This window comes from Achromobacter sp. RT286_PF (genome assembly GCF_059760425.1).
This window is the reverse complement of record NZ_JCBAMR010000001.1, coordinates 78051-104844: the sequence shown is the minus strand read 5'-3', so window position 1 is coordinate 104844 and position 26794 is coordinate 78051. Positions and strand designations below refer to the sequence as shown.

General features: G+C 66.2%; 22 protein-coding genes and 1 riboswitch. Of the genes, 10 read left to right on the top strand and 12 right to left on the bottom strand.

All coding sequences use genetic code 11. The features are described 5' to 3' along the window. Positions 1-42 precede the first annotated feature (42 nt). A complete protein-coding gene (locus tag AC6LJY_RS00450) occupies positions 43-1566 on the bottom strand; it encodes a M48 family metalloprotease (RefSeq protein WP_046803478.1) in 1524 nt (507 codons plus the stop codon). A gap of 57 nt (positions 1567-1623) precedes the next feature. On the opposite strand from AC6LJY_RS00450, the gene galU reads away from it, so the two are divergent. Continuing rightward, positions 1624-2475, top strand: coding sequence for a UTP--glucose-1-phosphate uridylyltransferase GalU (gene galU / locus AC6LJY_RS00445; RefSeq protein WP_046803479.1), 852 nt, complete (start codon positions 1624-1626; stop codon positions 2473-2475). 23 nt (positions 2476-2498) lie between these two features. Here galU and AC6LJY_RS00440 read toward each other — a convergent pair whose 3' ends face one another. The 5 genes from AC6LJY_RS00440 to AC6LJY_RS00420 all read right to left on the bottom strand — a co-directional run bounded on the left by AC6LJY_RS00440 (position 2499) and on the right by AC6LJY_RS00420 (position 9680). Then, positions 2499-3371, bottom strand: coding sequence for a cytochrome c oxidase assembly protein (locus AC6LJY_RS00440; protein WP_104143544.1), 873 nt, complete (start codon positions 3369-3371; stop codon positions 2499-2501). Positions 3372-3469: 98 nt separating this feature from the next. Further along, positions 3470-4582 (bottom strand): porin, encoded by a 1113-nt coding sequence (locus AC6LJY_RS00435; RefSeq protein ID WP_498135058.1) that lies wholly within the window; start codon positions 4580-4582, stop codon positions 3470-3472. A gap of 61 nt (positions 4583-4643) precedes the next feature. After that, positions 4644-7448 (bottom strand): magnesium-translocating P-type ATPase, encoded by a 2805-nt coding sequence (gene mgtA, locus AC6LJY_RS00430; RefSeq protein ID WP_498135057.1) that lies wholly within the window; start codon positions 7446-7448, stop codon positions 4644-4646. Positions 7449-7871: 423 nt separating this feature from the next. Next, on the bottom strand, positions 7872-8210 hold the full coding sequence (locus AC6LJY_RS00425; RefSeq protein ID WP_039882806.1) for a hypothetical protein: 339 nt from the start codon (positions 8208-8210) through the stop codon (positions 7872-7874). Between the two features lie 462 nt (positions 8211-8672). After that, positions 8673-9680 (bottom strand): sodium:calcium antiporter, encoded by a 1008-nt coding sequence (locus tag AC6LJY_RS00420; RefSeq protein WP_120154017.1) that lies wholly within the window; start codon positions 9678-9680, stop codon positions 8673-8675. Positions 9681-9759: 79 nt separating this feature from the next. Next, a riboswitch (yybP-ykoY riboswitch) is annotated at positions 9760-9924 on the bottom strand. A 136-nt stretch (positions 9925-10060) separates the two neighbouring features. On the opposite strand from AC6LJY_RS00420, the gene AC6LJY_RS00415 reads away from it, so the two are divergent. After that, positions 10061-11407: an aminopeptidase P N-terminal domain-containing protein gene (locus AC6LJY_RS00415; RefSeq protein WP_046803483.1), complete on the top strand. Its 1347-nt coding sequence runs from the start codon at positions 10061-10063 to the stop codon at positions 11405-11407. 73 nt (positions 11408-11480) lie between these two features. On the opposite strand, the gene AC6LJY_RS00410 is transcribed toward AC6LJY_RS00415, so the two are convergent. Continuing rightward, positions 11481-11969 (bottom strand): TM2 domain-containing protein, encoded by a 489-nt coding sequence (locus AC6LJY_RS00410; protein ID WP_314357695.1) that lies wholly within the window; start codon positions 11967-11969, stop codon positions 11481-11483. Positions 11970-12047: 78 nt separating this feature from the next. On the opposite strand from AC6LJY_RS00410, the gene AC6LJY_RS00405 reads away from it, so the two are divergent. From AC6LJY_RS00405 to ruvA, 6 genes are all read left to right on the top strand, one after another. After that, the gene (locus tag AC6LJY_RS00405; protein ID WP_498135056.1) at positions 12048-13316 is read left to right on the top strand and encodes a UbiH/UbiF/VisC/COQ6 family ubiquinone biosynthesis hydroxylase; all 1269 of its coding nucleotides are present in this window, start codon (positions 12048-12050) and stop codon (positions 13314-13316) included. Between the two features lie 72 nt (positions 13317-13388). Next, positions 13389-14414: a tRNA dihydrouridine synthase DusB gene (dusB, locus tag AC6LJY_RS00400; RefSeq protein WP_046803485.1), complete on the top strand. Its 1026-nt coding sequence runs from the start codon at positions 13389-13391 to the stop codon at positions 14412-14414. Positions 14415-14450: 36 nt separating this feature from the next. Then, positions 14451-14690: a helix-turn-helix domain-containing protein gene (locus AC6LJY_RS00395; RefSeq protein WP_006217670.1), complete on the top strand. Its 240-nt coding sequence runs from the start codon at positions 14451-14453 to the stop codon at positions 14688-14690. A gap of 104 nt (positions 14691-14794) precedes the next feature. Then, positions 14795-16384, top strand: a complete 1590-nt coding sequence (purH, locus tag AC6LJY_RS00390) for a bifunctional phosphoribosylaminoimidazolecarboxamide formyltransferase/IMP cyclohydrolase (RefSeq protein WP_498135055.1) — start codon at positions 14795-14797, stop codon at positions 16382-16384. Next, entirely contained in the window at positions 16384-16932 is a 549-nt protein-coding gene (gene ruvC, locus AC6LJY_RS00385) for a crossover junction endodeoxyribonuclease RuvC (RefSeq protein ID WP_046803487.1), read from the top strand. Before purH ends, ruvC begins: the two co-directional genes overlap by 1 nt. Before the next feature lie 88 nt (positions 16933-17020). Beyond that, positions 17021-17593, top strand: a complete 573-nt coding sequence (gene ruvA / locus AC6LJY_RS00380; RefSeq protein WP_046803488.1) for a Holliday junction branch migration protein RuvA — start codon at positions 17021-17023, stop codon at positions 17591-17593. Here the strand turns inward: ruvA and AC6LJY_RS00375 are convergent. The 5 genes from AC6LJY_RS00375 to AC6LJY_RS00355 form a co-directional block, all read right to left on the bottom strand. Next, the gene (locus tag AC6LJY_RS00375; RefSeq protein WP_498135054.1) at positions 17590-18510 is read right to left on the bottom strand and encodes a complex I NDUFA9 subunit family protein; all 921 of its coding nucleotides are present in this window, start codon (positions 18508-18510) and stop codon (positions 17590-17592) included. The two genes, ruvA and AC6LJY_RS00375, sit on opposite strands and share 4 nt — an antisense overlap. 104 nt (positions 18511-18614) lie before the next feature. After that, on the bottom strand, positions 18615-19580 hold the full coding sequence (locus tag AC6LJY_RS00370) for a threo-3-hydroxy-L-aspartate ammonia-lyase (protein ID WP_046803490.1): 966 nt from the start codon (positions 19578-19580) through the stop codon (positions 18615-18617). A gap of 91 nt (positions 19581-19671) precedes the next feature. After that, positions 19672-20745, bottom strand: a complete 1074-nt coding sequence (ruvB, locus tag AC6LJY_RS00365; RefSeq protein WP_046803491.1) for a Holliday junction branch migration DNA helicase RuvB — start codon at positions 20743-20745, stop codon at positions 19672-19674. A 101-nt stretch (positions 20746-20846) separates the two neighbouring features. After that, positions 20847-22463: a sensor histidine kinase gene (locus AC6LJY_RS00360; RefSeq protein ID WP_498135053.1), complete on the bottom strand. Its 1617-nt coding sequence runs from the start codon at positions 22461-22463 to the stop codon at positions 20847-20849. Further along, the gene (locus AC6LJY_RS00355) at positions 22463-23164 is read right to left on the bottom strand and encodes a response regulator (protein ID WP_039882801.1); all 702 of its coding nucleotides are present in this window, start codon (positions 23162-23164) and stop codon (positions 22463-22465) included. The genes AC6LJY_RS00360 and AC6LJY_RS00355 overlap by 1 nt, the downstream gene beginning before the upstream one ends. A 293-nt stretch (positions 23165-23457) precedes the next feature. Here AC6LJY_RS00355 and AC6LJY_RS00350 point away from each other — a divergent pair, with 293 nt between their 5' ends. Together AC6LJY_RS00350 and recQ are read left to right on the top strand one after the other, a co-directional pair. Continuing rightward, positions 23458-24819, top strand: coding sequence for a fimbrial protein (locus AC6LJY_RS00350; RefSeq protein ID WP_223264804.1), 1362 nt, complete (start codon positions 23458-23460; stop codon positions 24817-24819). A gap of 92 nt (positions 24820-24911) precedes the next feature. Beyond that, on the top strand, positions 24912-26741 hold the full coding sequence (gene recQ, locus AC6LJY_RS00345; RefSeq protein WP_046803494.1) for a DNA helicase RecQ: 1830 nt from the start codon (positions 24912-24914) through the stop codon (positions 26739-26741). Positions 26742-26794 lie beyond the last annotated feature (53 nt).

Sequence of the window (26794 nt, the reverse complement as noted above, 5' to 3'; positions counted from 1 at the left end):
GCGGCCGGATGACTCCGGCCATTACGGCCATGCCGCCCGCCATCAGCCCGATTTGAAGCGTTCCAGCAGCTGTCGTTCTTCGGCCAGCTTGTCTTTGACTTCCTTGATCTGCACGTCGATCTGCGATTGCTCGTAGAAGTCGGTCGACAGGCCGCGCGCCTGCTGTAGCTGCGACTCGGCGGCGGCGAACGCTCCGGTCATGACATAAAACCGCGCCAGGTCTCGGCGCGCCTGCACGGGCTTGCCGTTGCGCTCTTCGCTTTGCGCCAGCATCTGATACAGGCTCGGTTCGTCGCTGCCCCATTGCTTGATCTTGGCGCGCAGATAATCCTGCGCCTCGGCATGGCGGCCGTTGCTTTGCAACGCCTGCGCATAGGCGATACCCAGCGCCCGCTGGTCCGGCCAGCGCTTGGCGGCGGCCTGCGCCAACTCCACGGCGCGGGCGGTGTCCTTGCGCGCCAGCGCAATGTCGACGCTAAGCTTGGCCAATTGCGCGGAATTGCGCCCATTTGCGGTGGCCAGGTTCCAGTACCGGTCGGCCTCAGCCAGGTTGTTGCGCTGGAACGCTTGCAGGGCCAGCCCGTAATAGGCGGCCGACTGCCGCACCCCTGACAGCGCTTGCGCCTCGTCCTGCAATTGCTGCCCGGCCGAGCGCAGGCTGACGGCGTCGCGCCCCTGCACCACGCGCATCTTGGCGCGCACGTACCAAAAATCGTCGCTGTCGATATGGCGCGAGGCCGGCAATGACCGCACCCGGTTCTGGACATCGGACATCCGTTCGATGGACAAAGGGTGGGTGCTGGCCCATGAGCCGCCCCCGGCCCCTTCGTTCAGGCGCGACGCATTCATCAGCCGCGAGAACATCTGGGACATGCCCTCGGCGTCGTACCCCGCCTTGGTCAGCATCTGGAAACCGGCCCGGTCGGCCTCGCGTTCCGCATCGCGCGAAAAGCCCAGCTGGCGGTTGATGGCGGCGGCCTGGCCAAATGCCGCCACGCCCATCGCCAGGTTGCCGCCCCCGCCCGCCAGCGCGGCCAGCAACGCGCCGGCCAGGCTGGCCAGCATCACCATGCCGTTCTGGTTCTGCTGCGTCATGCCGCGCGCGATGTGGCGCTGCACGACGTGGCCGATTTCGTGCGCCAGCACGGCGGCCAGTTCCGATTCGCTGCCCGAGGACACGATCAGGCCGGTGTTGACGCCGATAAATCCGCCCGGCATCGCAAAAGCGTTGATTTCGGGGTCGCGCACGCCAAACATTTCGACGTCGGGCACGGCCCCCGGCGCAAAGGCCGCCAGCTTGCGGCCCATGGTGGTCAGGTATTGGCTGAGTTCGGGATCGTCGACATAAGTCGGGTCACGCCGGCCTTGCGACATGATGGCCTCGCCCAGGCTGCGTTCCAGCATGGGCGAGAGCTCGGCGGCGGATGCGGCCCCCATGGTTGGCAGACCCACCGGTTGCGCCCAGGCGGCAACGGGAAGGGAGGGGGCGATCAACGCGGCGCTCAGGGCGAGAATCGCGCTTCGTTTCGCAATAGCGCAAATGGATGGCATGTTCCTGCGGTTCATAAGCCTATGATAGCGATGAGCTTAAAATGTTTCATCGATACTCCCAACGAGGTCTCAATGCGTCCCGTCCGTAAAGCCGTTTTCCCTGTCGCCGGCATGGGCACCCGCTTCCTGCCCGCCACCAAGGCGATGCCCAAGGAAATGCTGCCCGTGGTCGATAAGCCATTGATTCAATACGCCGTTGAAGAAGCGGTCGCCGCCGGCATCACCGATCTGATCTTCGTGACGGGCCGCAACAAGCGCGCCATCGAAGACCACTTCGACTCGGCCCCGGAACTTGAATCCGACCTGGAAAGCAAAGCCAAGCACGAGCTGCTTGCCATGGTGCGGGGCATTCTACCCGCGCATGTCAATTGCCTCTACATCCGCCAATCCGCGCCGCTGGGCCTGGGCCACGCCGTGCTGTCGGCCGCCCCCGCCGTGGGCGACGAACCCTTTGCCGTATTGCTGGCCGATGACCTGATCGACGCCGACACGCCGGCCATGAAGCAATTGGTGGATGTGGCCGTGGCCCAGAACGCCAGCGTGTTGGGCGTGCAGGATGTGCCCCGCGCCGATACCCGCAAGTACGGCATCGTGGCCACCCGCGCCGGCGAAGCGAATCTGGATCCGCGCACGGAACGCGTCACGCATATTGTGGAAAAGCCCGAGCCCGATGCCGCCCCGTCGACGCTGGCCGTCGTGGGCCGCTACGTGCTGGAAGCCGCCATTTTCGACCACCTGCGTTCAACCAAGATGGGCGCGGGCAACGAAATCCAGCTGACGGACGGCATTGCCTCGCTGATGCGCGAGCGCGCCGTGTTCGCGCACCGCTTTGACGGCGTGCGCTACGACTGCGGCAACAAGGCGGGGATGTTCCAGGCCACCGTGGCGTTGGGCAAGAAGTATCACGGACTGGTGCCGGAATAAGCCCCGGCCGGCCTGAACCACGTTCAGGCGGATAGCGCCGCACGGGCCTTGGCCCGGGCGCGCGCATCGCGGTCCACCTTGCGCAGCCGCCCCTTGGCGGACAAGCGCATCAAGGTGCCCAAGGCCACCATCAAGCCGATCACCTCGACCAAGGCAGCCGGAATCCACATCGTGAGGCCGCCGATGGTCTGGTCTGTTTGCGCCGACATGGCGATGGCGCGGCCACAGAGCTCAAACAACGGATAGATATCGCTTTCAGTGAAGGCGATGACGGCGCCCGCCACCATCTGCGGCAGCATGGTCAGTACCGGAGAAATCACGCGTCCGCCCGGCGTCATGGCCGCGGGCGGCGCGGGGCGGCGGTCCAGGATCAGGTTCCAGTACATGAAGCCGCTGATCACCACGGACCAGTTCATCAGGCGATACAGGCGCCAGTCCAGCATGGAATAGAACTGCACGGACGGAATCAGCCAGACCAGCACCAGGAAGACGAACAGCGTCGGCACGAAAATCTTGTTGGTCAGTACGGCAACGGTGACCCGCCCGCTGCGCGTGCGCAGAAAGTCACGCAGCCGGATGCGCCAGGACATCGGCAGCCCGGCGCGCATGACCTGGCCCGGAAATGCCGCCATCACCAGCAGCGGACCCAAATGGTGTAGCACCAGATGCTGGATGCGGTGGATGAAGAACATCCGTTCGGCGTAGTAGTCGACGCGCGTATGCATCGACAGATACAGCAGCACCAGCCCCAGCCAAAAGAAAAAGCGACGCGCGCCGGTCACATGGTGAACGCGTTGCCCGCGCACGAACAGCACGATCGCCACCACGAAGGAGGCGACCAACGTGGGAGAGAACTCCCAGGGTATGAGCCATTCAAGACTATCCATGCGGGCCATCCGAAAGACATCGGGAAAGACGGGGCCGGCGGCGCGCGCCGGCCTGTGGGCTGATTGTAGTAGACCGCGCCGGCCCGTGGTCCGGTGGGCCGGCAGGATCAGAAGTGATGCGAAACGCCCGCTCCGACGCGCGTGGTGTGGGAATGGGCGGGGTCGAACTGGTCGTCCAGCGTGTAGTTGGACGCGTACCCGGCAAAGCCGTATAGCGTCGTGCGCGGTGACAAGGCATAGGTATAACCCAGGGTCGCCACCTGGGCCTTGCGCGCCGTCATGCCGTTGTCCCACTGCCAGTCGGGTCGCGCCAGGGACCACTGCACCAGCACGGTGCCCGGGCCGAACGGCACGCTGGCGCCCACCAGCCAGGCATTGATGGTGCCGCCCTGGACAAACGGGGCCGGACCCAGGCCCTGGCCCAGGTTGTCGGGGTCGCCGCCGTCCAGGCCGACATAGCCGTTTTGTTGCCGCGACCACGCCAGTGACAGTTTCAGCACTTCAAAGTCGTAAGCCGCGCCCAATTGCACGGCGCGGGGCCGCTTGGCCCCTGCTGCCGAATCGGAACTGGCCAGCTGCAATTGATCCCCCGTGGCCACGGCCAGCAGTGGTCCGCTTTCGTACTTCAGCCCGGCGCTGACCGCGCGGGTGTTCTGGTTGGACCGAAACCGATTCTGGTCGCCGGCATCGAACGAGTAGCCCGCGCCTAGCTGGAAGCCGTTCCAGTCCGCCGACGTCACGTTCACCATATTGCTGAACTGGAAGTTGTCCGAAGCCTTGAACGTGGCGCCCATGCCCATGTCCTTCCAGGACGCAATATCCAGCGCGTTGCCGAACGTCTGGCCGATGGTGCGCTGGCGCCCCAGGCGCACCTCGCCATAGGTATCGTTGCCCAAGCCGACCCAGGCCGCGTAGTTGAACAGGCGGCCCTCGTCTTCCAGCTGGCCGCTGGACGGGTCGAAGCCGCTTTCAAGGCCGAAGCGGCTGCGCCAGCCGCCGCCCAGATCGTCGGTGCCCGACAACCCCCAAAGTGAATCCGTCAGCCCGCCGTTCAGCACGCCGGCGTGGCTGCCTTGGCCGGACACGCTGGTCACCGCTACCCCGGCATCGACGACCCCGTACAGGTGCAGGCCAAAGTCCTCGACGGCGGCGGCCGTAGCCAGCACGGGCGGCACGGTCAGCCCCACGGCCATGACGACCGCGCAGAATGCCTTTTTCATGCTTTCTCCTATCAGGGCGAGCGCCATTGCCCGCCCCGCCAGATGTGACCTTATTGCGGCCTTATTGCCAGCCGTAACGACGTACCCAAATGCCCTTGAGCAACTGCGTCAGCACGCAGTAGCTCAGCAACACCCCCACCAGCCAGGGGAAATAGCCCCATGGCAACGCTTGCAGCTGGAAGTACTCGGCCAGCGGCGAGAACGGCAGCATCAGGCCCAGCACCACCACCATTGCCGTCATCGCCATCAACGGCCAGGACGCCCGGCTTTGCAGGAAAGGAATGCGGCGCGTCCGGATCATATGCACGATCAGCGTCTGCGACAGCAAGCCCTCGACGAACCAGCCGGACTGGAACAGCGTCTGATGCTCGGGCGCATTGGCATGGAACACAAACCACATGATGCCGAACAACGCGATATCGAACAGCGAGCTGATCGGGCCGAAGAACACCATGAAGCGGCCCAGGCCGTCCGCATCCCATTGCTGCGGCTTCTTCAGCAGCTCTTCGTCGACATTGTCGAAGGGAATTGCCGTTTGCGATACGTCGTACATCAAATTCTGCAGCAGCAGGTGAATGGGCAGCATCGGCAGGAACGGCAGGAAGGCGCTCGCGACCAGCACCGAGAACACATTGCCGAAGTTCGAGCTGGCCGTCATCTTCAGGTACTTGAGCATGTTGCAGAAGGTCTTGCGGCCTTCGATCACGCCGTCCTCCAGCACCATCAGGCTCTTTTCCAGCAAGATGATGTCGGCGGCTTCCTTCGAGATATCCACCGCGGAATCCACGGAAATACCGACGTCGGCCGCGCGCAGGGCCGGGGCGTCGTTGATGCCGTCGCCCATGAACCCCACCGTATCGCCTTGTGCACGCAGGCTGCGCACGATGCGTTCCTTGTGCGCGGGCGTCAGGCGGGCAAACACGTTGGCCTGGCGCACCGCCACCGCCAGTTCCGCATCGTCCATGGCTTCGATCTGCGCGCCCAGATACACGCCGCGCACCTCGAAATCGACCTCGCGGCAGACTTTCTGCGTGACCAGTTCCACGTCTCCGGTCAACACCTTGACCTCGATGCCGGACGCCTTCAGCGCGGCCAGCGCCGGGCCGGTCGATTCCTTGGGAGGATCCAGGAAGGCGATGTACCCCACCAGCACCAGGTCGGACTCGTCGGCCACGCCATAGGCCAGTTGCGTGGGCGGCATTTCCTTGACGCCCACCGCGATTACGCGCAGCCCGTCGCGGTTCAGCTCGGCCGTGACGCGCCGGATATCCGCGCGCCGCGCGTCGGTCAGCGGAAATACCGAATCGCCCACGCGCAAGCCCGTGCACGCCGTCAGCATTTCTTCCAGCGCGCCTTTGCAGATCAGCTCGTGATGGTCACGGCCGTTTTCCGTTTCGTTGACGACAACGGACATCCGCCGCCGCGAGAAATCAAAAGGAATCTCATCGACCTTGCGGTACTTGGTGGCCAGGTTCAGGCTGCGCTTGACCTCGGCATGCTGCAACACCGCCACATCCAGCAGGTTCTTCAGGCCGGTCTGGTAGTAGCTGTTCAGGTAGGCATAGGCCAACACATCGTCGCTGCTGGATCCGTACACGTCGGTGTGGCGTTCCAGCACGATGCGGTCTTGTGTCAGCGTGCCCGTCTTGTCGGTGCACAGCACGTTCATCGCGCCCAGGTTCTGGATCGCGTCCAGGCGCTTGACGACGACCTTGCGGCGCGACATGCGCAACGCGCCCTTGGCCAGTGTGGCGGTAACGATCATCGGCAGCATTTCCGGCGTCAGGCCCACGGCGATTGCCAGCGCGAACAGCAAGGCTTCCAGCCAATCGCCCTTGGTGACGCCATTGATGACGAAGACGATGGGAGCCATGACCAGCATGAAGCGGATCAACACCCAGCTGACACGGTTGATGCCTTGCTGAAACTGCGTCGGGGCACGGCTTTCCTGCGTGACCCGGCCGGCCAGCTGACCAAAGTAGGTATTGGCGCCGGTGGCGATGACCAGCGCGCTGCCTGATCCGCTGACCACGTTGGTGCCCATGAAAGCCATGTTTTCCAGCTCTAGCGAGTTGTCGGTTTCCTCGCGCTGGACGGCGTGCTTTTCAACGGGCAGGGATTCGCCTGTCAAGGCGGCCTGGGCGATGAACAGGTCCTTGGCGTTCAGGATGCGGCAGTCGGCGGGGATCATGTCGCCGGCCGAAAGCAGCACCACGTCGCCGGGCACCAGTTCAGCCAGCGGCACTTCCAGCTGGTACGAGCCCGAGTCGTGCAGTGGGGCGCCGAAGACGCGCCGGCCGTTGGCGGCATCCGGCGTCAACACGTCCGCGCGCAGCACGGTAGCGGTGTTCTGCACCATGGCTTTCAGCGCTTCGGCCGCGCGGTTCGAGCGCAGTTCCTGGGCAAAGCGCAGCACAGTGGAAATCACCACCATCGAGCCGATGATGGCCACGGCTGTCCACGACTTGTCGTCGGCCTCGGCCATCCGCACGTCGGTCAGCCAGGACAGGCCGGCCAGCGCCGTCAGCAGCAGATTGAACGGGTTGCGGTACGACAGCCACAGGTGGGAATACCAGGACAGCGGCTTTTCGTGGTCGACTTCGTTGGCGCCGTGGCGTTCCCGGGCAGCGTCGGCCTGGGCCTGCGTCAAGCCGCCACGGCCACTGGCCAACTGCGCGAACAAGGCGTCCAGCCCCATGCGGGATTGCTCCAGCATGCGGCGGTTGGCGCGCCGCGATGCCTCCGACGGCGTCGACGCAACGGCGGTTTGAGCGCCCTGTTCAAGAATGGGGGTGCGACGGAAGTGACGGCCTGCGCGGCGGCGGCCGGCAGCCGACGAAAAGAAGGATTTCAGAAAGGTAAACATCGGAGTGCTCCGGTTTTTCTTGGATTTTTTGTCGGAGACACGGCTTTGCCGCCCAGGCGCCGGCCACGCGGGCAGGAACGGGCCACGGCCATGATGGAAAGCCGTGGGTCCGCCCATGCGGGCGTGCGCAGGCACCGGGGCAATGTTGCCGGTGTCCGGATCGCGGTGAATCGCGCCGGAGTGCAAAAAACGGAAAGGGAGCTAGCTGGGAATCGAAACCGGCGCCGTGGACGCGTTCGTCAGTGGACGCGGTAAGGCCGGGGATTCAATGCTGCGGAGTCCGTCGGAACCGGAAGTCTGTCCGGCCGGTCGGCTCGCAAGCGAGAAGACAGGTCAGACAGGCATGCCGGCGCCATGCACTTGGCGCAATCGAGGGTCGGGGTCTAAGGCACTAGGCATGATCTCTCCTGGGACAAGTGGGCGTTACGCAGCCATTGCGGCGGCTTGCGCGCCGAAATGCACGTGGCGCACGGCGGGGTTGGCGCTGAGGCGGCGCGCTTGCGACATCAATTCAGCACGCAGTTCGGGCGGGCAATTGACGGTGATGCAAGCCGATGCCAGGTTGGGGTCGCGGCCTTGGTCGACCTGCACTTGCGAGACATCCAGGCCGGCGGCGCTGAAGTCCAGGCAGATCTGTTTGCGCAAGGCGCCCAGTTCGTCGCGCGGGCAAATGACCGTCAAACGCGACGTGCCGCGACGGCGGCCCAGGGCGGTGGCACGGTCTACGCCGGCGCGGCGTAGGAACAAGTCGAAGAAACGCATAACGACCTCCATTGCGAAAATGGGGAGCGTGATCGCGAGTACGCGTGCAGCCGGACGCAGCGCATGGCAAACGCGCACAAAAGACGTGCACGAACGCTGACGCTGCGACTAGCGGCGGTTCTGGCGGTTTACGTTGGGGAATTTCCCGGCAAGCCGAAGGCTTGCGCTATTGCCTGGGGTGGAACCCTGGGCTTGGGATACGCCGCAACCTGTATGACAGGATGCGGCAGATGGAGCTCTGCGTGTTTCCTGTCAGACAGCGATGTCGATGCAAGATCGACTACTTTCGCCGGAATCGGTATTCACGAAGACTGCTCCTGGGATGGATAACGGACGGATTTTACGCGGGTTTCCACTGATGGACAAGGTTTTTGCGGTGCAACGACGCAACTGATGCAAAAAAGAAAAGCGGCGCGGGCCTGGCAGGCCGTGCGCCGTGTTTTCCGTTCAGGCCAGTTGCTGTCAGGCGTAGAAATGCCAGCCCAGATAGGCCGCGAACAGGGCATAAAAACCGCCCACCGCCGACAACGCGGGCACACTCATGACCGAGCGGCGAAAGCGCAGCCACAACAGGCCGATCGACAGCATCGTGAACAGGCCCGCCGCCAGCAAGGGCGCATCCAGCAGCCACGGCGTCATGAAAATACCGAGCGCGCTGGGTATGGTGGCCTGGATCATCATGGCGCCCGAAATATTCGCCAGCGCCAACCGTTCCTTGCCCTGCCGGACCCAGATCAGCGCATTCATGATTTCGGGCAGCTCAGTGGCCACGGGCGCCAGCAACAAGGCGGCCACGTGCGGGGACGCGCCCATGGCGACGCCCAGCAGCTCGATCTGGTTGACGAACACGTGCGATGCACCGGCAATCACCACCAGCGCCAGCACCGTTTGCATCGCCGCCCAGAACATCGACGGGTCGGTGTCGCGGGGCCGCAGCTTAAGCGGTTCGAGGTCTTCGGAATCGGCCCGTTCTTCGTCATGGCTAAGTTCGCGTTTGACGTACATGCCGTAAGTGGCCAGGAACAGAATGCCCAGCCAGGGCTTCCAGGCAAAGGCCAGCAGGCCCAGCCCCACCTTGAAAATGAAAATGCCCATGAACCAGGCCTGGTCGCGGGCCAGCCGGCGCTGGTCCGCGTTGATACAGTTGGCTTTTTCCGGCTGCCCCCCACGGCGGGCGCGCCACAGCGCGATGCCCACCACGGCGTATGCCAGGGTCGCCAGCACCAGCGGGCCGCCCATGGCTGCGCCGACGCCGATGTCTTTCTGTTCAGGGGTGTCGCCGAACACGACGGCCATGAAAGTGACCGCGCTTTCGGGCAAGGCCGTGCCGAAGGCCGCCAGCACGGTGCCGGTGGCGGTAGCGCCCAGATGGAAGCGGTGTCCGACCCATTCAACGCCATTGACGAAGAATTCGCAGGCGAAATAAATCACTGCCGCGGACAGGAAAAACAGGAACAGGGTGAGCAACATATGAACGCAGCCGGACGAGCAGAAACCAATTGGCGCGACGCAACGGCTCGCCCGGCTAGGGTGAACGCTACGCGGCCAAAGGTCTCGCCTGGCTGATCCATGCGGCGGGCGGGCCGCTTGCATGGAAACCGTTAGCGCCATGGAGTTCTAGCAACCGCTACGCGGCACTGAACCACCAAGTCTGTTGACGCTAACTCCTTTGGGGACAAAGGATGGCTACTCCCCAATGACAGAGCCGCGATTGTAGCAGCGCAAATCGCGCCGTCCAGTCAAATTCGCCTGGACCGCGCCGGTTGGCTTTCTGCTGTTGTGCGCGCGCGATAGCGGGGTAAAGTAAGCCGCATCCCTCACCTTTCGCGGGGCTCGCGCCCCTGCCCGCCATGAGCCTGCCTCCCGCCGACATCGCTCCCTTTGCCGCCCGCCGCCAACGCCTGATGGAACGGATGCGCGCCGACGGCGGCGGCATCGCCATCTTGCCGACCGCCCCCGAGGCGATCCGCAACCGCGACGCCGAGTTCCCTTACCGCCACGACAGCGACTTTTTCTACCTGACCGGTTTCACCGAGCCGGCAGCCTGGCTGGTACTGATCGCGGGCGCCACGGATCGCGCGCTGTTGTTTTGCCGGCCGCGCCATGTCGAACATGAAATATGGGAAGGCAAGCGGTTCGGCCCCGAAGCGGCCGCCGATTACTTCGGCTTTGACGACGCGCACCCGATCGATGCGCTGGACGAACTGATACCAAAGCTGATGCTGGACCACCCCACGCTGTATGCGCCCCTGGCCGGCGACAAGCATCGCGACGGCCGCCTGCATCGCTGGCTGTCCGCCGCGCGTGATGCGGGGCGGGCCGGGCATGCGCCGCCCAGTCGGCAACAAGACATTCGACCGTTGCTGGCGGAAATGCGGCTGATCAAGGACGCCTCTGAAATCGCCAGCATGCGGCGCGCCGCCAAAATATCGGCCGGCGCGCACGCCCGCGCCATGCGCGTGGCCCGCCCCGGCATGCACGAATACGAACTGGAAGCGGAACTGCTCTATGAATTTCGCCGCCACGGCGCCCAGGCCGTGGCCTACAACAGCATCGTCGCGGCGGGCGCCAACGCCTGCGTGCTGCATTACCCGGCAGGTGAAGCCGTGCTGCGCGACGGCGACTTGGTGCTGATCGACGCGGGCTGCGAAGTCGACAGCTACGCCAGCGACATCACTCGGACCTTTCCCGTCAACGGGCGCTACAGCGGCCCGCAGCGCGCGCTGTACGACCTGACCGTGGCCGCGCAAGAAGCCGCGGCAGCGGCCACCGCGCCCGGGCGCACCTTCAACGACGGCCACGACGCCGCGTTGCGCGTGCTGGCACAGGGCATGATCGACTTGAAGCTGCTGAAGGGGTCCCTGGACGGCGTGCTGGAATCGGGCGACTACAGCCGCTTTTACATGCACCGCACCGGCCATTGGCTGGGGCTGGACGTGCACGACGTGGGCGACTATCGGCAACCCGGCCCCGCCCAGCCCTCCGGCGACCGGCCGTGGCGCACGCTGGAACGGGGCATGATGCTGACGATCGAACCGGGCATCTACGTGCGCCCCTCGGACGATGTGCCGGAAAGCTACTGGAACATCGGCATCCGCACCGAGGACGATGCGCTGGTTACCGATGAAGGCTGCGAATTGATCACGCGCGGGGTGCCGGTGCAGGCATCCGAAATCGAAGCGTTGATGCGCGAATAGGGCCGCCGGGCGGGGGCGCAAAGCGCAGCAGGCCGTGGGCAGCGATGAGCGCTGCGGCGGACAGCATCCCGCGCTACAGCACCAGCCCGTCCAGCCAGCCCATGGCGACCCAGACGTAGACCACCACCATCGCGATGGCGAACATCGACACCACCGAACCCACCAGGCAGGCCAGCAGCGCCACCAGCACCGGGCCCCAGCCCGTGGACGTGGGCCGCCCCAGGTCAGGGTTGTAGCGCCGGTCGAATTTTTCGTCGGACATCAGCGAGAACACGGCGCTTTCAATGAAGCCGTCGATCATCGGGATGAACAACAGGAAGAAGGCCGGGTTGTCGTACCAGACGGGGTAGAAGCGAAACGCGCAGAACAGGCTGACGACGGCCAGCAACGTTACCGCCCAGGCGTAGCGGCGGCCCAGGTACCACCAATGCGCGCCAAACGAGCCGAACAGGCAGGCCAGCAGCCCCACGGCGACCTTGCCGCGCGGGCGGCGGGCGGTGGCGGATGCAGTGGCGCTAACCGATGCAGCGGACACCGAAGAAGAAGCCTGAACCTGCGTCATGTCGATCAACCGGGAAGGGTTACGCGCGGCCCGCCGCGCTGGCTGTGCCGGATTGTAGTGGACGGTTAAAATCCCGGCATGACTGCATCCGCCTTCGATATCGCGATTCTTGGTGCCGGCCCCGTGGGCCGCGTACTGGCCCTGATGCTGGCGCGCGTCGCGCCGGACCCGTCGCGCATCGCCCTGCTGGCGGGCAGCGTTCCGGCAGCAGCCCCCGCCGCGCCGAGCACTGCGGGTCCGCCCGCCGCGGGGTCGCCCGCCGCAGGATCGCCCGCCGCGGGATCGCCCGCCGCTACCATTCCCGCCGCTACCAGCCCCGCCGCCACCATTCCCGCCGCCGATCCGCGCGTGCTTGCCATGAACCACGGCAGCCGCGTGTTGCTGGAGTCGTTGCTGGCGTGGCCGGATCGCTCGGCCGACATACGCAACATCCATGTGTCGCAGCGCGGCCGGCTGGGTCGCACGGTCATTCAGAACACCGATTTCAACGTGCCGCAGCTGGGCAGCGTGGTGGCCTATGCCGGCTTGCACGCCAAGCTGGACGAACGCGTGGCCGCCTGCGGCGTCACCGTGCTGTCCGGCCCCGCCGCGCAGGTCGAACGCCAGGACGCCGACGGCGTGCGCATCGCGCAGGGCGACAACACCCTGCTGTGCCAGGTGGCCGTGCAGTCCGACGGTGCCGGCGCCACGGACCTGCGCCGCGATTACGGCCAGCATGCCGTGCTGACCACGGCCCACGCCACGCTGCCGCGCCGGGGTTGGGCCTGGGAACGCTTTACCGCTGAAGGGCCGCTGGCCCTGTTGCCCCATCCGCAAACGCCCGATGCGTACTCGGTGGTCTGGTGCAGCGCCCCCGAACGCGCCAACGAACTGGCCGCGATGGACAACGCCGCGTTCTCGGCAGCGCTGACGCAAGCCTTTGGCGACCGCCTGGGCCGGCTGTCGAGCCAGTCCCCGCGCCACGTCTTCCCGCTGGCGCTGGCCGCCCGGCGCGCCCAGGTGCAAGGGCGCGTGGTGGCCATCGGCAACGCCGCGCAGACGCTGCACCCCGTGGCCGGCCAGGGCCTGAACCTGGGCCTGCGCGACGCCGCCCGCCTGGCGCAGACGCTGGCCGGCTGGCTGGCGCAGCCAGAATCCAGCCCCACCGCGCGCCTGACGGAATTCGCACAGGCGCGGCAGGTCGACCGTTTCATCACCGCGGGCCTGACCGATTTGATGCCGCGCGTGTTCGCCACGGGGCTGGCGCCCGTCGAGCACGCCTGTGGACTGGCCTTGCTGGGCATGGACCTGGCTTCGCCCCTGCGCGCCCCGCTGGCCCAGCACCTGTTGCAGGGCTTTCGCGCCTGAACCGCGCCGCTTGTTACCAAGCTGTCGGCCTCTGAAAACAGGGGTCCGATTCGAGCCGGTTAAAATGTGACCATGCGCATAGGCCAATGGACCCTTCCCAACAACGTTCTTGTCGCGCCCATGGCGGGCGTGACGGACCGTCCGTTCCGACAACTTTGCAAGAAGTTGGGGGCGGGCTACGCCGTGTCCGAGATGGCCGCCAGCAACCCCAAGCTATGGGATAGCGTCAAGACGTCCCGGCGGCTGAATCATGATGGCGAGATCGCCCCTATTTCGGTCCAGATCGCGGGCGCCGACCCCGCCATGATGGCCGAGGCCGCCGTCTTCAACGCCGGCAAGGGCGCGCGCATCATCGACATCAACATGGGCTGCCCGGTCAAGAAGGTGTGCAACGTGGCGTCCGGGTCCGCGCTGCTGCGCCACGAAGACCTGATCGTCCGCATCCTGGACGCCGTGGTCTCGGCCTGCGCGCCGCTGGGCGTGCCGGTCACGCTGAAGACCCGCACCGGCTGGGACCGCGACAGCCGCAACGCGCTGCGGGTGGCCAAGCTGGCCGAAAATGCCGGCATCGCGGCGCTGACGCTGCACGGCCGCACCCGCGCCGACCTCTATACGGGCGAGGCGGAATATGACACTATCCGCGCCGTCAAGGCCGAGCTGACCATCCCCGTGATCGCAAACGGGGATATCGACTCGCCTGAAAAAGCCAAGCACGTCCTGGATTACACTGGCGCCGACGCGGTCATGATTGGCCGGGCGGCACAAGGCCGTCCCTGGATCTTCCGCGAAATCGATCACTATTTGCGCACGGGCGAGTCACTGGCCCCTCCCTCCTATGGGGAAATGCGCGAGCTGTTGCTTGAACATCTCGACGACCATTACCGGTTTTATGGCGAGCACACCGGCGTACGCACGGCGCGCAAGCATATTGGCTGGTATCTGGACGGCCTGCCGGGGGCGGATTCGTTCTGCGCCCACATGAACCTGATCGACAATACCCGCGACCAGTGGCGGGCGGTGTCGGATTGGTTCGATACCCTCTCGCGCGACGGAGAGCCCCATCCGGCGCCGGTCGCAGAAGCCCTGCTGGCGGCATAACCGCCTCAACACCAACATAAAAATATCTGTACTCAAATGAGCAAGAAAGATGTCCTGGAAGAATGCGTGCGCGCCAGCCTGGAGCGCTATTTCGAAGACTTGGGTGAATCCGAGCCCCACGATATGTGGGACATGGTGATGCGCTGCGTGGAACGCCCGGTGCTTGAAGTGGCGCTGGAGCGGTCGGGCGGCAACCAGTCGCGCGCATCCGAAATGCTGGGCATCACCCGCAACACCCTGCGCAAGAAGTTGCTGGCGCACAATATCCAGGTATAGCTTTTTCAAGAAGGACGGCCCCCGGCGGGCACCGTCCTTTCCTTCGCAGATTCCCATCCCGACCTGAACGAGAAAGGCCCACCGCCCGACTCCCGTCCCCCACCATGAAAATCGAAACCGCCCTGCTTTCGGTGTCCGACAAGACCGGCATCGTTGAATTTGCCCGCGCCCTGGCCGCGCGTGGCGTGCGCCTGCTGTCGACCGGCGGCACCGCCAAGCTGCTGGCCGACTCCGGCCTGACCGTCACCGAAGTGGCCGCCCACACGGGTTCGCCGGAAATCCTGGATGGCCGCGTCAAGACGCTGCACCCCAAGATTCACGGCGGCCTGCTGGCCCGTCGCGACAGCGCCGAGCACATGGACACCATCAAGGCGGCGGGCATCGACCGCATCGACATGCTGGTGGTGAACCTGTATCCGTTCCGTGAAACCGTGGCCAAGCCCGATTGCACGTTCGCGGACGCCGTCGAGAACATCGACATCGGCGGCCCGGCGATGCTGCGCGCGGCGGCCAAGAACCACGGCACCGAAGCGGGCGGCGTGACGGTCGTGATCGACCCGATCGACTATTCCCGCGTACTGGCCGAAATGGACAAGAGCGGCAGCACGTCCTACGGCCTGCGCCTGGCGCTGGCCTCGAAGGTCTACGCCCACACGGCAGCCTACGACGGCGCCATCGCCGCCTACCTGACCAGCCTGACCGAAGCCGAACCGGCCCAGGAATCGGTGCCCGCCCGTAACGAATGGCCCGGCACGCTGACCTTGCAGGTCAAGCAGGAACAGGCGCTGCGCTACGGCGAAAACCCCCACCAAACCGCCGCGTTCTACGTCGACGCGCAGCGTCCGGCCGGGCTGCTGGGCAACTACCGCCAATTGCAGGGCAAGGAACTGTCCTACAACAACATCGCCGATGCCGACGCGGCATGGGAATGCGCGCGCAGCTTCGATGTGCCCGCCTGCGTCATCGTCAAGCACGCCAACCCGTGCGGCGTGGCCGTGGCGGCCGACACGCTGGGCGCCTACCAGCAAGCCTTCAAGACCGACCCGACGTCGGCCTTCGGCGGCATCATCGCCTTTAACCGTCCGGTGGACGCGGCCACGGCCGAAGCCGTCAGCGGCCAGTTCATGGAAGTGCTGCTGGCACCCGCCTACGACGGCGCCGCGCTGGCCATCCTGGCCGCCAAGAAGAACGTGCGCGTGCTGGAAGTGCCGATGGGCGTGGGCCAGAACGCCTTCGACATCAAGCGCGTGGGCGGCGGCTGGCTGGTGCAGACCCCGGACGCCTACAACGTGCCGCGCGATGCGCTCAAGGTGGTCAGCAAGCGCCAGCCCACCGAACAGGAAATGAACGACCTGGCTTTCGCCTGGAAGGTCGCCAAGTACGTCAAGTCCAACGCCATCGTGTTCGTGGGCGGGGGCATGACGCTGGGCGTGGGCGCCGGCCAGATGAGCCGCATCGACTCGGCCCGCATTGCGTCGATCAAGGCGGAAAACGCCGGCCTGACGCTGCAAGGCTCGGCCGTGGCGTCGGACGCGTTCTTCCCGTTCCGCGACGGCCTGGACGTCGTGGTGGCGGCGGGCGCAACCTGCGTCATCCAGCCGGGCGGCAGCATGCGTGACGATGAAGTCATCGCCGCGGCCGACGAGCACGGCATCGCCATGGTGCTGACCGGCACCCGCCACTTCCGCCACTGATGCGCGTCCTGGGCATCGATCCCGGCTTGCGCCGCACCGGCTTCGGTGTGATCGATGCCGAGGGCTCGCGGCTGCGCTATGTCGCCAGCGGGACCATCGTGGTCCCGCCGGCGCTGACGCTGGCCGAGCGCCTGAAAGTCATCCTGGACAATCTGCGCGAGGTCGCGCGCGACACGCAACCCGATGTCGCGGCGCTTGAAATCGTTTTCCTGAACACCAACCCCGCGTCTACCCTGCTGCTGGGCCAGGCCCGTGGCGCCGCGTTGTGCGCGCTGGCCGACAGTTCGCTGGCGGTGCATGAATACACGGCCTTGCAGATCAAGAAAGCCGTGGTCGGCACCGGCCGCGCCGCCAAGGAGCAGGTGCAGATGATGGTGCAGCACCTGCTGTCGCTGGACGGCGTGCCCGCGCCCGACTCCGCCGACGCGCTGGCCTGCGCCATCTGCCATGCCCACGTCGGCCCCTTGCAGGACAAGCTGGAACGATTGGGCACGGCGCTGCGCATGGGCGGCAAGACGCGCCTGCGCAATGGCCGCCTGATCGGCTGAGCCGCAGCGCACCGCCTGCCCGGGCGTATAGAATGCCCGCATTCGCCGCGCATTCCGCGCGCGCCATTGCTACCAGGCCATCATCACCATGATCGGACGCATTACCGGAACCCTGATTGAAAAGCTGCCTCCCACCATCTGTGTGGACGTGGGCGGCGTGGGGTATGACATCGACGTGTCCATGAGCACGCTGTATTCGCTGCCGGAGACCGGCGCGCGCGTCACGCTTTATACACACCTGACCGTGCGTGAAGACGCGCACATCCTGTATGGCTTCGGCACCGCCGGCGAACGCAGCGCGTTTCGCCAGCTGATCAAGGTCAGCGGCATTGGTGCGCGCACGGCGCTGTCGGTGTTGTCGGGGATGTCGGTGGCCGACCTGGCGCAGGCCATTACCTTGCAGGAATCGGGCCGCCTGACGCGAGTGCCCGGCATCGGCAAGAAAACGGCGGAACGCCTGTTGTTGGAAATGCGCGGCAAGCTGGGGGCGGATATCGGGGCGTCGTCGCACGCCACGCCGGACAACCAGTCGGACATTTTGAACGCCCTGCTGGCGCTGGGTTATTCAGAGAAGGAATCGCTGTCGGCGCTCAAGACCCTGCCCGAAGGCGTGGGCGTGTCCGACGGCATCAAGCAGGCATTGAAGGCGTTGGCGCGCTAAGGCGCCCGCTGTAGGTAGCGTGGCGCCACGGCTTCCAGGCCGGTCGGCACCACGCGCAATTCAGGCGCCATCGGACCCACGCAGACGTTATCGCGGCGCAGGGAATCCAGGTTGTCGCGCGACATCAAGGGTTCGCCGGGCATGCACTCGAACAGGCGCGCCTGGATGCGCCCCACGCCCATCGGCACCGGCACCACCGGGCGCGGATGGCCGCTCCAGGCCGCGCACAGCCGCGCAATTTCACCCAGCGTATAAACCTGCGGGCCGCCCAGTTCATAGGTCTTGCCACAGGTCTGGGAATCGCCCAGCGCGTTCGCCATGGCCACCACCACGTCGCCCACATACACCGGCTGCATGCGCGCGTTGGCGCCCGCCAGCGGCAAGACCGCCAGCCAGCGCGCCAGCGACGCAAACATATTCGTGAAGTTGTCGTCCGGGCCGAAGATGACCGAGGGCCGGAAGATCGTCCATCCCGTATCGTTGGCGGATGGGAATTCGCTTTTGACGGCGGCCTCGCCGTCGCCCTTGGAGCGCTGGTACATGCTGTCGCCCTGGGAATCCGCCCCCAGCGCGCTCATGTGCAGCAGGCGCCGAACCCCGTGACGTTGGCACGCCCGCGCAATGCGTTGCGGCAGATGCACGTGCGCCCGCGCGAACGCCGAACCATAAGGCCGGCCGACGTTGCCGTGCAAGATGCCGACAAGATTGACCACCGCGTCGCAACCCCGCACCAGGCGGTCCAGCACGGCATCGTCATGGATGTCGGTCTGGATCAGCGTGGTGGTCGGAAGGACTTGCAGTTCGCTGCCGCGCGCCAACAGGCGGGTGGGCACGATGATCTGGTGCAGGTCGGCGGAAAGTCGGGCAATCAGGTGACGGCCGATGAAACCGGTGCCGCCGATGACAAGGATACGCATGCCGCAGCCCCTGTTCGAGTCAGGATCGAGACCCGATTCTGCCCTGCACGGGCAACAACCGCAAGCACGCATCGACGGCCCGGGGACGGGCCGCCACTTCCGCGTCAGGACGCCAGTAGCCGGGAGTAGACCGGAAGGTCGACATTGCCACCGCTGATGATGACACCGACCCGCGCGCCGCTTACCGGCACCACGTTTTGCATGACCGCCGCGGCGGCCAGGCAGCCCGTGGGTTCCACCACCATCTTCATGCGTTCGGCAAAGAACTTCATGGTGGTGACCAACTGCGCGTCCGTGACCGTGACGATATCGCGCACATACTTCTGGATCAGCGGGAACGTCAGATTGCCAAGGTGCGTGGTGGCGGCGCCGTCAGCCAGCGTCTTGGGCGCGGGAATCCGGACGATTTCACCCTTGCGCAGCGACTGCTGGCCGTCATTGCCCGCTTCCGGCTCAACGCCGTACACCAGGCAACGCGGGCTTAGCGCAAACGCCGACAGGGCCGATCCCGACAACAAGCCGCCGCCGCCCAGGCAGACGAACAGATAGTCCAGTTCGCCCACTTCCTCGAACAACTCCTTGGCCGCCGTGCCCTGCCCCGTGATCACGTCTTCGTGGTCGTAAGGCGGGATCAGCGTGGCCCCGGTTTCGGCCTGGATGCGCAGCGCGATCTGCTCGCGGTCTTCGGTGTAGCGATCGTAGGTGACGATCTTGCCGCCGTAGCCTTCGGTAGCGGCGCGCTTGGCCGCAGGGGCGTCCAGCGGCATGATGATCGTGGCCGACACGCCTTGCAGCTTCGAAGCCAGCGCGATGGCCTGCGCGTGATTGCCCGACGAAAACGTCACCACGCCCGCCGCGCGCTGCTCCGGCGTCAGGCGCGCGATGGCGTTGTAGCCGCCGCGAAACTTGAACGCGCCCATGCGCTGGAAATTCTCGCACTTGAAGAAGATCGACGCGCCGCTGATCGCGTCGGCCGTGGCCGAGGTCAGGACGGGCGTGCGGTGGGCGTTGCCGGCCAGGCGCTCGCTGGCGCGTACGACGTCATCATAGGTAGGCAGTTCGGGCAGCATGGAAATCTGGTCCTTTGATCGCGGGAATGTCGAAAAACCCCAGGATCATAAACCCGTCACGCCGATTGCGCCGCCCGCCGAGGCGACTAGCCTATTTGTTGAACAGGTCGCCGCTGCCGGTGGCGGCGCCCGCCGGGGGCGCCAGGCCCAGATGGCGCCAGGTGGACAGCGTGGCGGTGCGCCCGCGCGGCGTGCGTTGCAGGTAGCCGTGCTGGATCAGGTAAGGCTCGATCACGTCTTCGATGGTGTCGCGTTCTTCGCCGATCGCGGCGGCCAGGCTGTCAACGCCGACCGGGCCGCCATCGAACTTGTGGATGATGGCTTCAAGCAGCTTGCGGTCCATCAGGTCCAGGCCTTGGGGGTCCACTTCCAGCATGGCCAGCGCGCGGCCCGCGACGTCGGCGTCGATGGTGCCGCTGGCCTTGACCTCGGCGTAGTCGCGCACGCGGCGCAGCAGGCGGTTGGCGATGCGGGGCGTGCCGCGCGCGCGGCGTGCCACTTCCGCCGCGCCGTCCGGTGTGATGACGGCGTTCAGCAAACCCGCGCTGCGGGTCACGATGTGGCCCAGGTCCGTGGCGTTGTAGAACTCAAGCCGCGACACGATGCCAAAACGATCACGCAGCGGGTTGGTCAACATGCCGGCTCGCGTGGTGGCGCCCACCAGCGTGAACGGTTGCAGGTCCAGCTTGACGCTGCGCGCGGCCGGGCCTTCACCGATCAGGATGTCGATCTGGAAGTCTTCCAGCGCCGGGTAGAGAATTTCCTCGACCACGGGCGACAGGCGGTGGATCTCGTCGATGAACAGCACATCGTTCTTTTCCAGGTTGGTCAGCAATGCCGCCAGGTCGCCGGGGCGTTCCAGCACAGGGCCCGACGTCTGGCGCAGTTGCACGCCCATTTCATGCGCAATGATGTGGGCCAACGTGGTCTTGCCCAGGCCGGGGGGGCCGAACAGCAGCACGTGGTCCAGCGCCTCGCCGCGCTTGCGCGCGGCCGCGATGAAGATTTCAAGCTGTTCGCGGGCGCGCTGCTGGCCGACGTATTCCTGAAGGGCCTTGGGCCGCAAGGCGCGCTCGATCGATTCCTCGTTGGGCGACACCGGCTGCGGCGCCACGATACGAGGGGCGTCGGGACGAGAGGAAAGGGAATCGGACTGAATGGCCATGGTGCGAAAAACGACAAGGGACGAAGCAGGATGCATCGTACCGTATGGCGAGTCGGCGGGGGCGGGCCGTGGTGGGGGCGACTAGCTGGCCCCCACCCGCGTCAGCCGTTTTCCGACAACGGCAGCTTCACCCGCACGCACAGCCCGCCGGATTCCGCTTGGCGCAGTTCCAGGGACCCGCCGTGCGCGCGCGCAATCGCCTCGGCCAGCGCCAGCCCCAAGCCCACGCTGCCCGTGCGGGTACGCGCGTCGTCCAGGCGGCTGAAGGGGCGCAGCGCCTCCTGGCGGCGTTCCGGCACGATGCCGGGGCCATGGTCCGACACGTTCAGCACGGCCTCGCGGTCTTCGCGGCGCAGGCTGACATTGACCGGCGGCGCGCCATGATTAAGCGCATTGCCGATCAGGTTATCCAACAGGCGGCCCAGCGCCACCGCGTCGGCCTGCACCACCAGCGGCGCATCGTCGTCCACGGACGCCAGATGGATATCGGTGCCCGCCCCCTGCCACGCGCCCACGCGTTCGACCAGCCAGTCGGACAGCACGATGGGCGCATAGCGGTAGGCGGCCGGGTCCGTGCCGCGCACAAAACCGATGAACTGGTCGACCATGTGCTGCATGTCTTGCAGGTCGGTGCGCAAGCCCTCCTTCAGCTTGGAATCGTCGGCCATTTCAATGCGCAGCCACATGCGCGACAACGGCCCCTTCAGGTCATGCGGCAGGCCGGACAGCAGCGTACGGCGCACGGAGTCGGACTCAGCCAGGGCGTCCAGCATGGCGTTGAAACGTTCGCCCAGCGCGCGGGTCTCGTGCGGGCCAGATGGTTCCACGCGCTGCGGCTGCCCGGCGGCAAGCTGGTCGGCCGCATCGGCCAAGCGCGTGATGGGGCGCGTGATGTGCCACGAAAAGCCCACGGCCAACAGCAGCAACAGGCCCAATCCGCCCAGCCAGGCCGCGATGAACGGCGTGGCAACGGGCGGGTCCAACCGTTCCAGCGGAATGACCAGCCATTCGCGCAGGCGCGGTACGTCTTCGCTGGCGGAATTGGGCGCCAGCGAAATGAAGATCTCGGGCGTGGGGCCACGCGACAGCGCCACGCGCGTGCCGTCATTGAGCCGTTCGTTCAGCAACTGCACCAGCACGCGCAGGTCGCGACGGATGTCGTCGGGTTCGGGCTGGTAGCGCTTCATGCGCTCTTCATGGGCGGCGTGGTCGGCCTCGCGCTGCTGGGCGCTGCGCGAGTCGCCGGGGTCGACGCCACGCCCGTCAGACGGCGGCGGAGGCGGCGATTCGCCGGGCCGGGAGTCGGGTCGCGAATCGGGCCGGGTGTCGGACCGGGTGTCGGACCTGGAATCGGGTCGGGCGTCGGAAGGCGGTGGCGGACGTGGCGCGGCACGTGGCGGCGGCGGCGGACGGCGGCCGTTGAAACGCTGAAGCTTGGCTTCGGCCGGCAACACGCGCGACCACAGGCGCCACTGGTTCTGCGACGCGGTGCGCACGAAATCGGCGCGGTCCTCGGCGGGCACCTCGGACAGCGCCGCGCGCAGCGTGCGGATCGTGGTGACGATATAGCCGATGGCCACGTCTTCCATGAACTTGTGACGGAAGTACGACACCGTCACCAGCGTGGCCGCTTGCGTCAACAGCACGGCGCCCAGGATCAGCAGGATCAGGCGCGCCCGCAACGAGCGCGGCACCAGAAAGCGGGCGGGAAAACGCATCAGGGGGAAAACCGGTAGCCGATGCCCCAGACGGTCTGGATCCAGCGCGGTTGCTTGGGGTCGTCTTCAATGACGCGGCGCAGGCGCAGGATGGCGATGTCGATGGCGCGGTCGTTGCGTTCGCCCGCGTCATCGTCGCGCGCCAGCGCCAGCAGGCGTTCGCGCGACAGCGGCTTGCCCGCGTTGCGCACCAGCGCTTCCAGCAGGTTGATTTCGCCGCCGGTCAGCTTGACGACGGTGCCGTCACGGGACAACTGGCGGGTGGACGGGTCGAAAAGGAACGGGCCGAACGTGACCGGCGCGTCTTTGGTCAGCGCGGACGGGCCGCGCTTGCGACGCAGCACGGCTTCAATGCGGGCCAGCAGTTCGCGGGGGTCGAAGGGCTTGCCGACATAATCGTCGGCCCCGGCTTCCAGCCCGATGATGCGGTCCACCGCCTCGTCGCGCGCGGTCAGCAGAATGACGGGGATGTCCTCGCCTTGCTCGCGCAGGCGGCGGCAGGCGTCGGCGCCATCGCCGCCGGGCAGCATGCGGTCAAGCACGAGCAAGTCGGGCGCGTAGCGGGTAATGCGCGACGACAGATCGGTGGCGTCCGGCGCCAGCAAGGTGTCGTAGCCGTGCCGATTCAGGTAGTCGGCCAGCAGTTGTCTTAGGGCCGGGTCGTCGTCCACGACCAGCAGCTTGGTATGAGGATTGTCCATGGATGCCATAGTGCGGCGCGGCGCGCCAAGCCGCAAGGGGCAGGAAATCAACTGAAATACACCTGTTGCATGATGTACGGCAGGTGTCTGGAAACGCTCCGGCAGCAGCTACCACGGGCGGTGGGCGCGTGATCGGCGGCTGGTTTGCAGGTGCTTGGCCATCTGCAAAACCCGTTCCGGACCCTTTTCCGCACCGGCCCACTGGCCGTAAAATACCTGCTTGCCTTGCCGCTGGTCCGGTTTACTAAAAATCGTTTACAGCTACCGCGGCGTCCCCTTTCTACACTGTTTTTATGGTCGCCCCTGCAAACTGGCGCAGACGGCTGTTGCATGCGGCGCTGACGGCGGGAATGTGCTGCCCGCTGGCTACCGCGCTTGCCGACACGCTGGCTGCGTCCCCCCTTCCCAATTCGATGCCCGCCCAGGGCGCGCCGGTGCTTGTGGCACGCGGCATCGGCGTACTGTCCCCGGTACAGCCGATCCCCGTGCGTCCGGCGCCGTCGATCGAATCGCGTGCCGTGCCCCTGGGCCCGCCGCCCTGCGGCTTGCGGGCCGCCGAGCCGGCCTTGGACACCAGCGTGCAAGGCACCGAGGACAGCGGCGACGAAGCAATTCCCGGTTTGAATACGGGCTTGTCGCAAGGCATGGAGGGCGGCGCGCTGGCTTGCGACGATCAGGTTGCGGGCGCGGCCGACGGCAATGCGCCGGACGACAGCGGCACGTCGGACAGCAGCGTGCCGGACTATTCCTTCGCGCTGGAAGAAAGTGACATACCCCGCATCCCCGTCGTGGTGATTTCGGGCGTGTCGCGCCCGACTCGCCCGTGGTTTTCATCGGTCAGCGGCCAGGACGGCCTGCGTTACGGCGGCGACCGCAATTGGGTCTACCGCAACACCGCCGGCCCGTCGCTGACGGTGGGCAACATCAACGCCAACGCCCCCGCGTGGGGCAGCACCGCCCCGGTGGGCGGCTTGCAGATCGCCAATTGGGCCGGGTCGGCCGCCACCGTGCCGGAGGGCAGCTTTGGCTATTCGTCGTCGGTGGGCAAGCTCAACCGCATGGACCCCGCCGCCAGTTCAGGCGCGGTGGACTATGGCGCGTCGGTCGGCATGGGCAGCGTGCGCTACGGCCTGACGCCCGCGCTGACCGTCGAAGGCCAGATGCAAAGCGCCCCGTCGCTGACCACGCGCGGCATGGGCACCACCTATGCCGCTGGTGAATACGGCACCTTCCAGGCCGGCGCCACGCAAAGTTCGTTCGACGCGTCCAACGCCTGGCGCTACCGCTTCGGCTACAACGTCGAGGTCGCGGACGCCGTCAACCTGGGCTACACGAACGAGCAGATCGGCGCGGGCTTTGGCGACCTGTCCAATTACTCCGGCGGCGTGGCCGCGGCCCCGCAATCGCGCAACACGCTGTCGGCCGGTGTGCCGATCCAGGGCTGGGGCACCTTCAGCGGCACCTATTCGGGCCTGCACGAAGGCTCGGTGCTTGCCGAGCAGCGCGTGGGGCTGACCCACAGCATGTTCGTCGCGCCCAAGGTCAAGCTGGCCGTGGGCGCCGACCGCGACATCGTGTCGGGCAACTATGAATGGCGGGCCAACCTGAGCATGCCGGTGGACACCTTCATGCGCGGCACGTGGCTGAGCTGGTAGCAGGCCGCAAGCCGGACGGAAATATCCCCCTGAAACAGGCGCCCGGAAATTGCGGCTTAAAATCCCTGCCATGATGCTTCCGGCCTACCCCCATGTCTGACGCGCGCGCCCTGGGCGTACTACAGCGCGTTTTCGGTTACGAATCCTTCCGCGGCGACCAGCAAGCCATTGTCGAACAAGTGATCGACGGCGGCGACGCGCTGGTCCTGATGCCCACGGGCGGAGGGAAATCGCTCTGTTACCAGATTCCGTCGCTGGTGCGTGAAGGCACCGGCATTGTCGTGTCGCCCCTGATTGCGCTAATGCAGGACCAGGTCGACGCCCTGACCGAATTGGGCGTGCGCGCCGCGTTCCTGAACTCCACGCAGGACTGGCGCGTGGCCCGCGACGTCGAACAGGCGTTTCTGGCCGGCGAGCTGGATCTGCTTTACGTCGCCCCCGAACGGCTGCTGACCGACCGCTGCCTGCAACTGCTGGAACGCGGCCGCATCGCCCTGTTCGCCATTGACGAAGCGCATTGCGTGTCGCAGTGGGGCCATGATTTCCGGCCAGAATACCTGGGCCTGTCCATGCTGCACGAGCGCTGGCCCGATGTGCCACGCATCGCGCTGACGGCCACGGCCACGGCCGAGACCCGGACCGAGATCGCCCAACGCCTGTCGCTGGACGACGCCCGGCACTTCGTGTCCAGCTTCGACCGCCCCAACATCCGCTATCGCATCGTTGAAAAGAACGAAGTGCGCAAGCAGCTGCTGGAGATGATCCGCACGGAACACCAGGGCGAGTCCGGCGTGGTGTACGGCCTGTCGCGGGCGCGGGTCGAGGAAACCGCCGAATTCCTGTGCAACCAGGGCATTGACGCCATGCCGTATCACGCGGGGCTCAGCCCGCAGGTGCGCGCCGCCAACCAGTCCCGGTTCCTGCGCGAAGACGGCGTGGTCATGGTGGCCACCATTGCCTTCGGCATGGGCATCGACAAGCCTGACGTGCGTTTTGTGGCGCACATCGACCTGCCCAAATCGGTTGAAGGCTACTACCAGGAAACCGGCCGGGCCGGCCGTGATGGGCTGCCCGCCACGGCGTGGCTGGCTTACGGCCTGCAAGACGTGGTGCAACAGCGCCGCATGATCGATGAATCCCCCGGCGACGAATCCTATCGCCGTCGGCTGGGTCAACAGCTGGACGCGATGCTGGGCCTGTGCGAAACGGTGGAATGCCGGCGCGTGCGGCTGCTGGCGTACTTTGGCCAGCACATTACCGCCTGCGGCAACTGCGACGTCTGCCTGGAACCGCCGCAAGCCTGGGATGGCACGGTGGCCGCGCAGAAAGTGCTGTCCGCCGTTTACCGCTTGTGGAAAGAACGCGGCCAGCGCTATGGCGCGGGCCACATCATCGACATTCTGCGTGGCAAGGTCACCGACCGCACCAAGCAGCACGGCCATGAAACGCTAAGCGTGTTCGGCGTGGGCGAAGACCTTAGCGATACCGCGTGGCGCGGCGTGTTGCGCCAGCTGCTGGCGCAAGGCTTGTTGACGGTCGACAACGAAGGCTTCGGCACCCTGGCCCTGACCGAAGGCAGCCGCGCGGTGCTCAAGGGTGAACGCCAGCTGATGCTGCGCCGCGAATCCGAAAAGAAAACGCGGTCGGGCAAGACCAGCAGCGGGCGGCCCAAGGCAGCGGCTATCGACCTGCCGGCCGAACTGCAACCCGTGTTCGAGGCGCTGCGCGCCTGGCGCGGCGAAGTGGCCAAGAGCCACGGCGTGCCGGCCTATGTCATTTTCCATGACGCCACGCTGCGTGAAATTGCCCTGGCGCAGCCAGAGTCCATGGACGCCCTTAGCCACATCAGCGGCGTGGGCGCACGCAAGCTGGAAGCCTACGGCGAAGAAATCCTGCAACGCGTGGCCAAGCCAGTGCTGTAAGGGCCCGCCCCCCCCCGGGGGAGCGCTCCTTTTCCAGGCGCCCCGCCCCACGC

Excerpts from the sequence above, each read along its gene's own strand:
- AC6LJY_RS00450 (WP_046803478.1), bottom strand. The coding sequence starts at position 1,566 with ATGAACCGCAGGAACATGCCATCCATTTGCGCTATTGCGAAACGAAGC.
- galU (WP_046803479.1), top strand. The coding sequence starts at position 1,624 with ATGCGTCCCGTCCGTAAAGCCGTTTTCCCTGTCGCCGGCATGGGCACC.
- AC6LJY_RS00440 (WP_104143544.1), bottom strand. The coding sequence starts at position 3,371 with ATGGCCCGCATGGATAGTCTTGAATGGCTCATACCCTGGGAGTTCTCT.
- AC6LJY_RS00435 (WP_498135058.1), bottom strand. The coding sequence starts at position 4,582 with ATGAAAAAGGCATTCTGCGCGGTCGTCATGGCCGTGGGGCTGACCGTG.
- mgtA (WP_498135057.1), bottom strand. The coding sequence starts at position 7,448 with ATGTTTACCTTTCTGAAATCCTTCTTTTCGTCGGCTGCCGGCCGCCGC.
- AC6LJY_RS00425 (WP_039882806.1), bottom strand. The coding sequence starts at position 8,210 with ATGCGTTTCTTCGACTTGTTCCTACGCCGCGCCGGCGTAGACCGTGCC.
- AC6LJY_RS00420 (WP_120154017.1), bottom strand. The coding sequence starts at position 9,680 with ATGTTGCTCACCCTGTTCCTGTTTTTCCTGTCCGCGGCAGTGATTTAT.
- AC6LJY_RS00415 (WP_046803483.1), top strand. The coding sequence starts at position 10,061 with ATGAGCCTGCCTCCCGCCGACATCGCTCCCTTTGCCGCCCGCCGCCAA.
- AC6LJY_RS00410 (WP_314357695.1), bottom strand. The coding sequence starts at position 11,969 with ATGACGCAGGTTCAGGCTTCTTCTTCGGTGTCCGCTGCATCGGTTAGC.
- AC6LJY_RS00405 (WP_498135056.1), top strand. The coding sequence starts at position 12,048 with ATGACTGCATCCGCCTTCGATATCGCGATTCTTGGTGCCGGCCCCGTG.
- dusB (WP_046803485.1), top strand. The coding sequence starts at position 13,389 with ATGCGCATAGGCCAATGGACCCTTCCCAACAACGTTCTTGTCGCGCCC.
- AC6LJY_RS00395 (WP_006217670.1), top strand. The coding sequence starts at position 14,451 with ATGAGCAAGAAAGATGTCCTGGAAGAATGCGTGCGCGCCAGCCTGGAG.
- purH (WP_498135055.1), top strand. The coding sequence starts at position 14,795 with ATGAAAATCGAAACCGCCCTGCTTTCGGTGTCCGACAAGACCGGCATC.
- ruvC (WP_046803487.1), top strand. The coding sequence starts at position 16,384 with ATGCGCGTCCTGGGCATCGATCCCGGCTTGCGCCGCACCGGCTTCGGT.
- ruvA (WP_046803488.1), top strand. The coding sequence starts at position 17,021 with ATGATCGGACGCATTACCGGAACCCTGATTGAAAAGCTGCCTCCCACC.
- AC6LJY_RS00375 (WP_498135054.1), bottom strand. The coding sequence starts at position 18,510 with ATGCGTATCCTTGTCATCGGCGGCACCGGTTTCATCGGCCGTCACCTG.
- AC6LJY_RS00370 (WP_046803490.1), bottom strand. The coding sequence starts at position 19,580 with ATGCTGCCCGAACTGCCTACCTATGATGACGTCGTACGCGCCAGCGAG.
- ruvB (WP_046803491.1), bottom strand. The coding sequence starts at position 20,745 with ATGGCCATTCAGTCCGATTCCCTTTCCTCTCGTCCCGACGCCCCTCGT.
- AC6LJY_RS00360 (WP_498135053.1), bottom strand. The coding sequence starts at position 22,463 with ATGCGTTTTCCCGCCCGCTTTCTGGTGCCGCGCTCGTTGCGGGCGCGC.
- AC6LJY_RS00355 (WP_039882801.1), bottom strand. The coding sequence starts at position 23,164 with ATGGACAATCCTCATACCAAGCTGCTGGTCGTGGACGACGACCCGGCC.
- AC6LJY_RS00350 (WP_223264804.1), top strand. The coding sequence starts at position 23,458 with ATGGTCGCCCCTGCAAACTGGCGCAGACGGCTGTTGCATGCGGCGCTG.
- recQ (WP_046803494.1), top strand. The coding sequence starts at position 24,912 with ATGTCTGACGCGCGCGCCCTGGGCGTACTACAGCGCGTTTTCGGTTAC.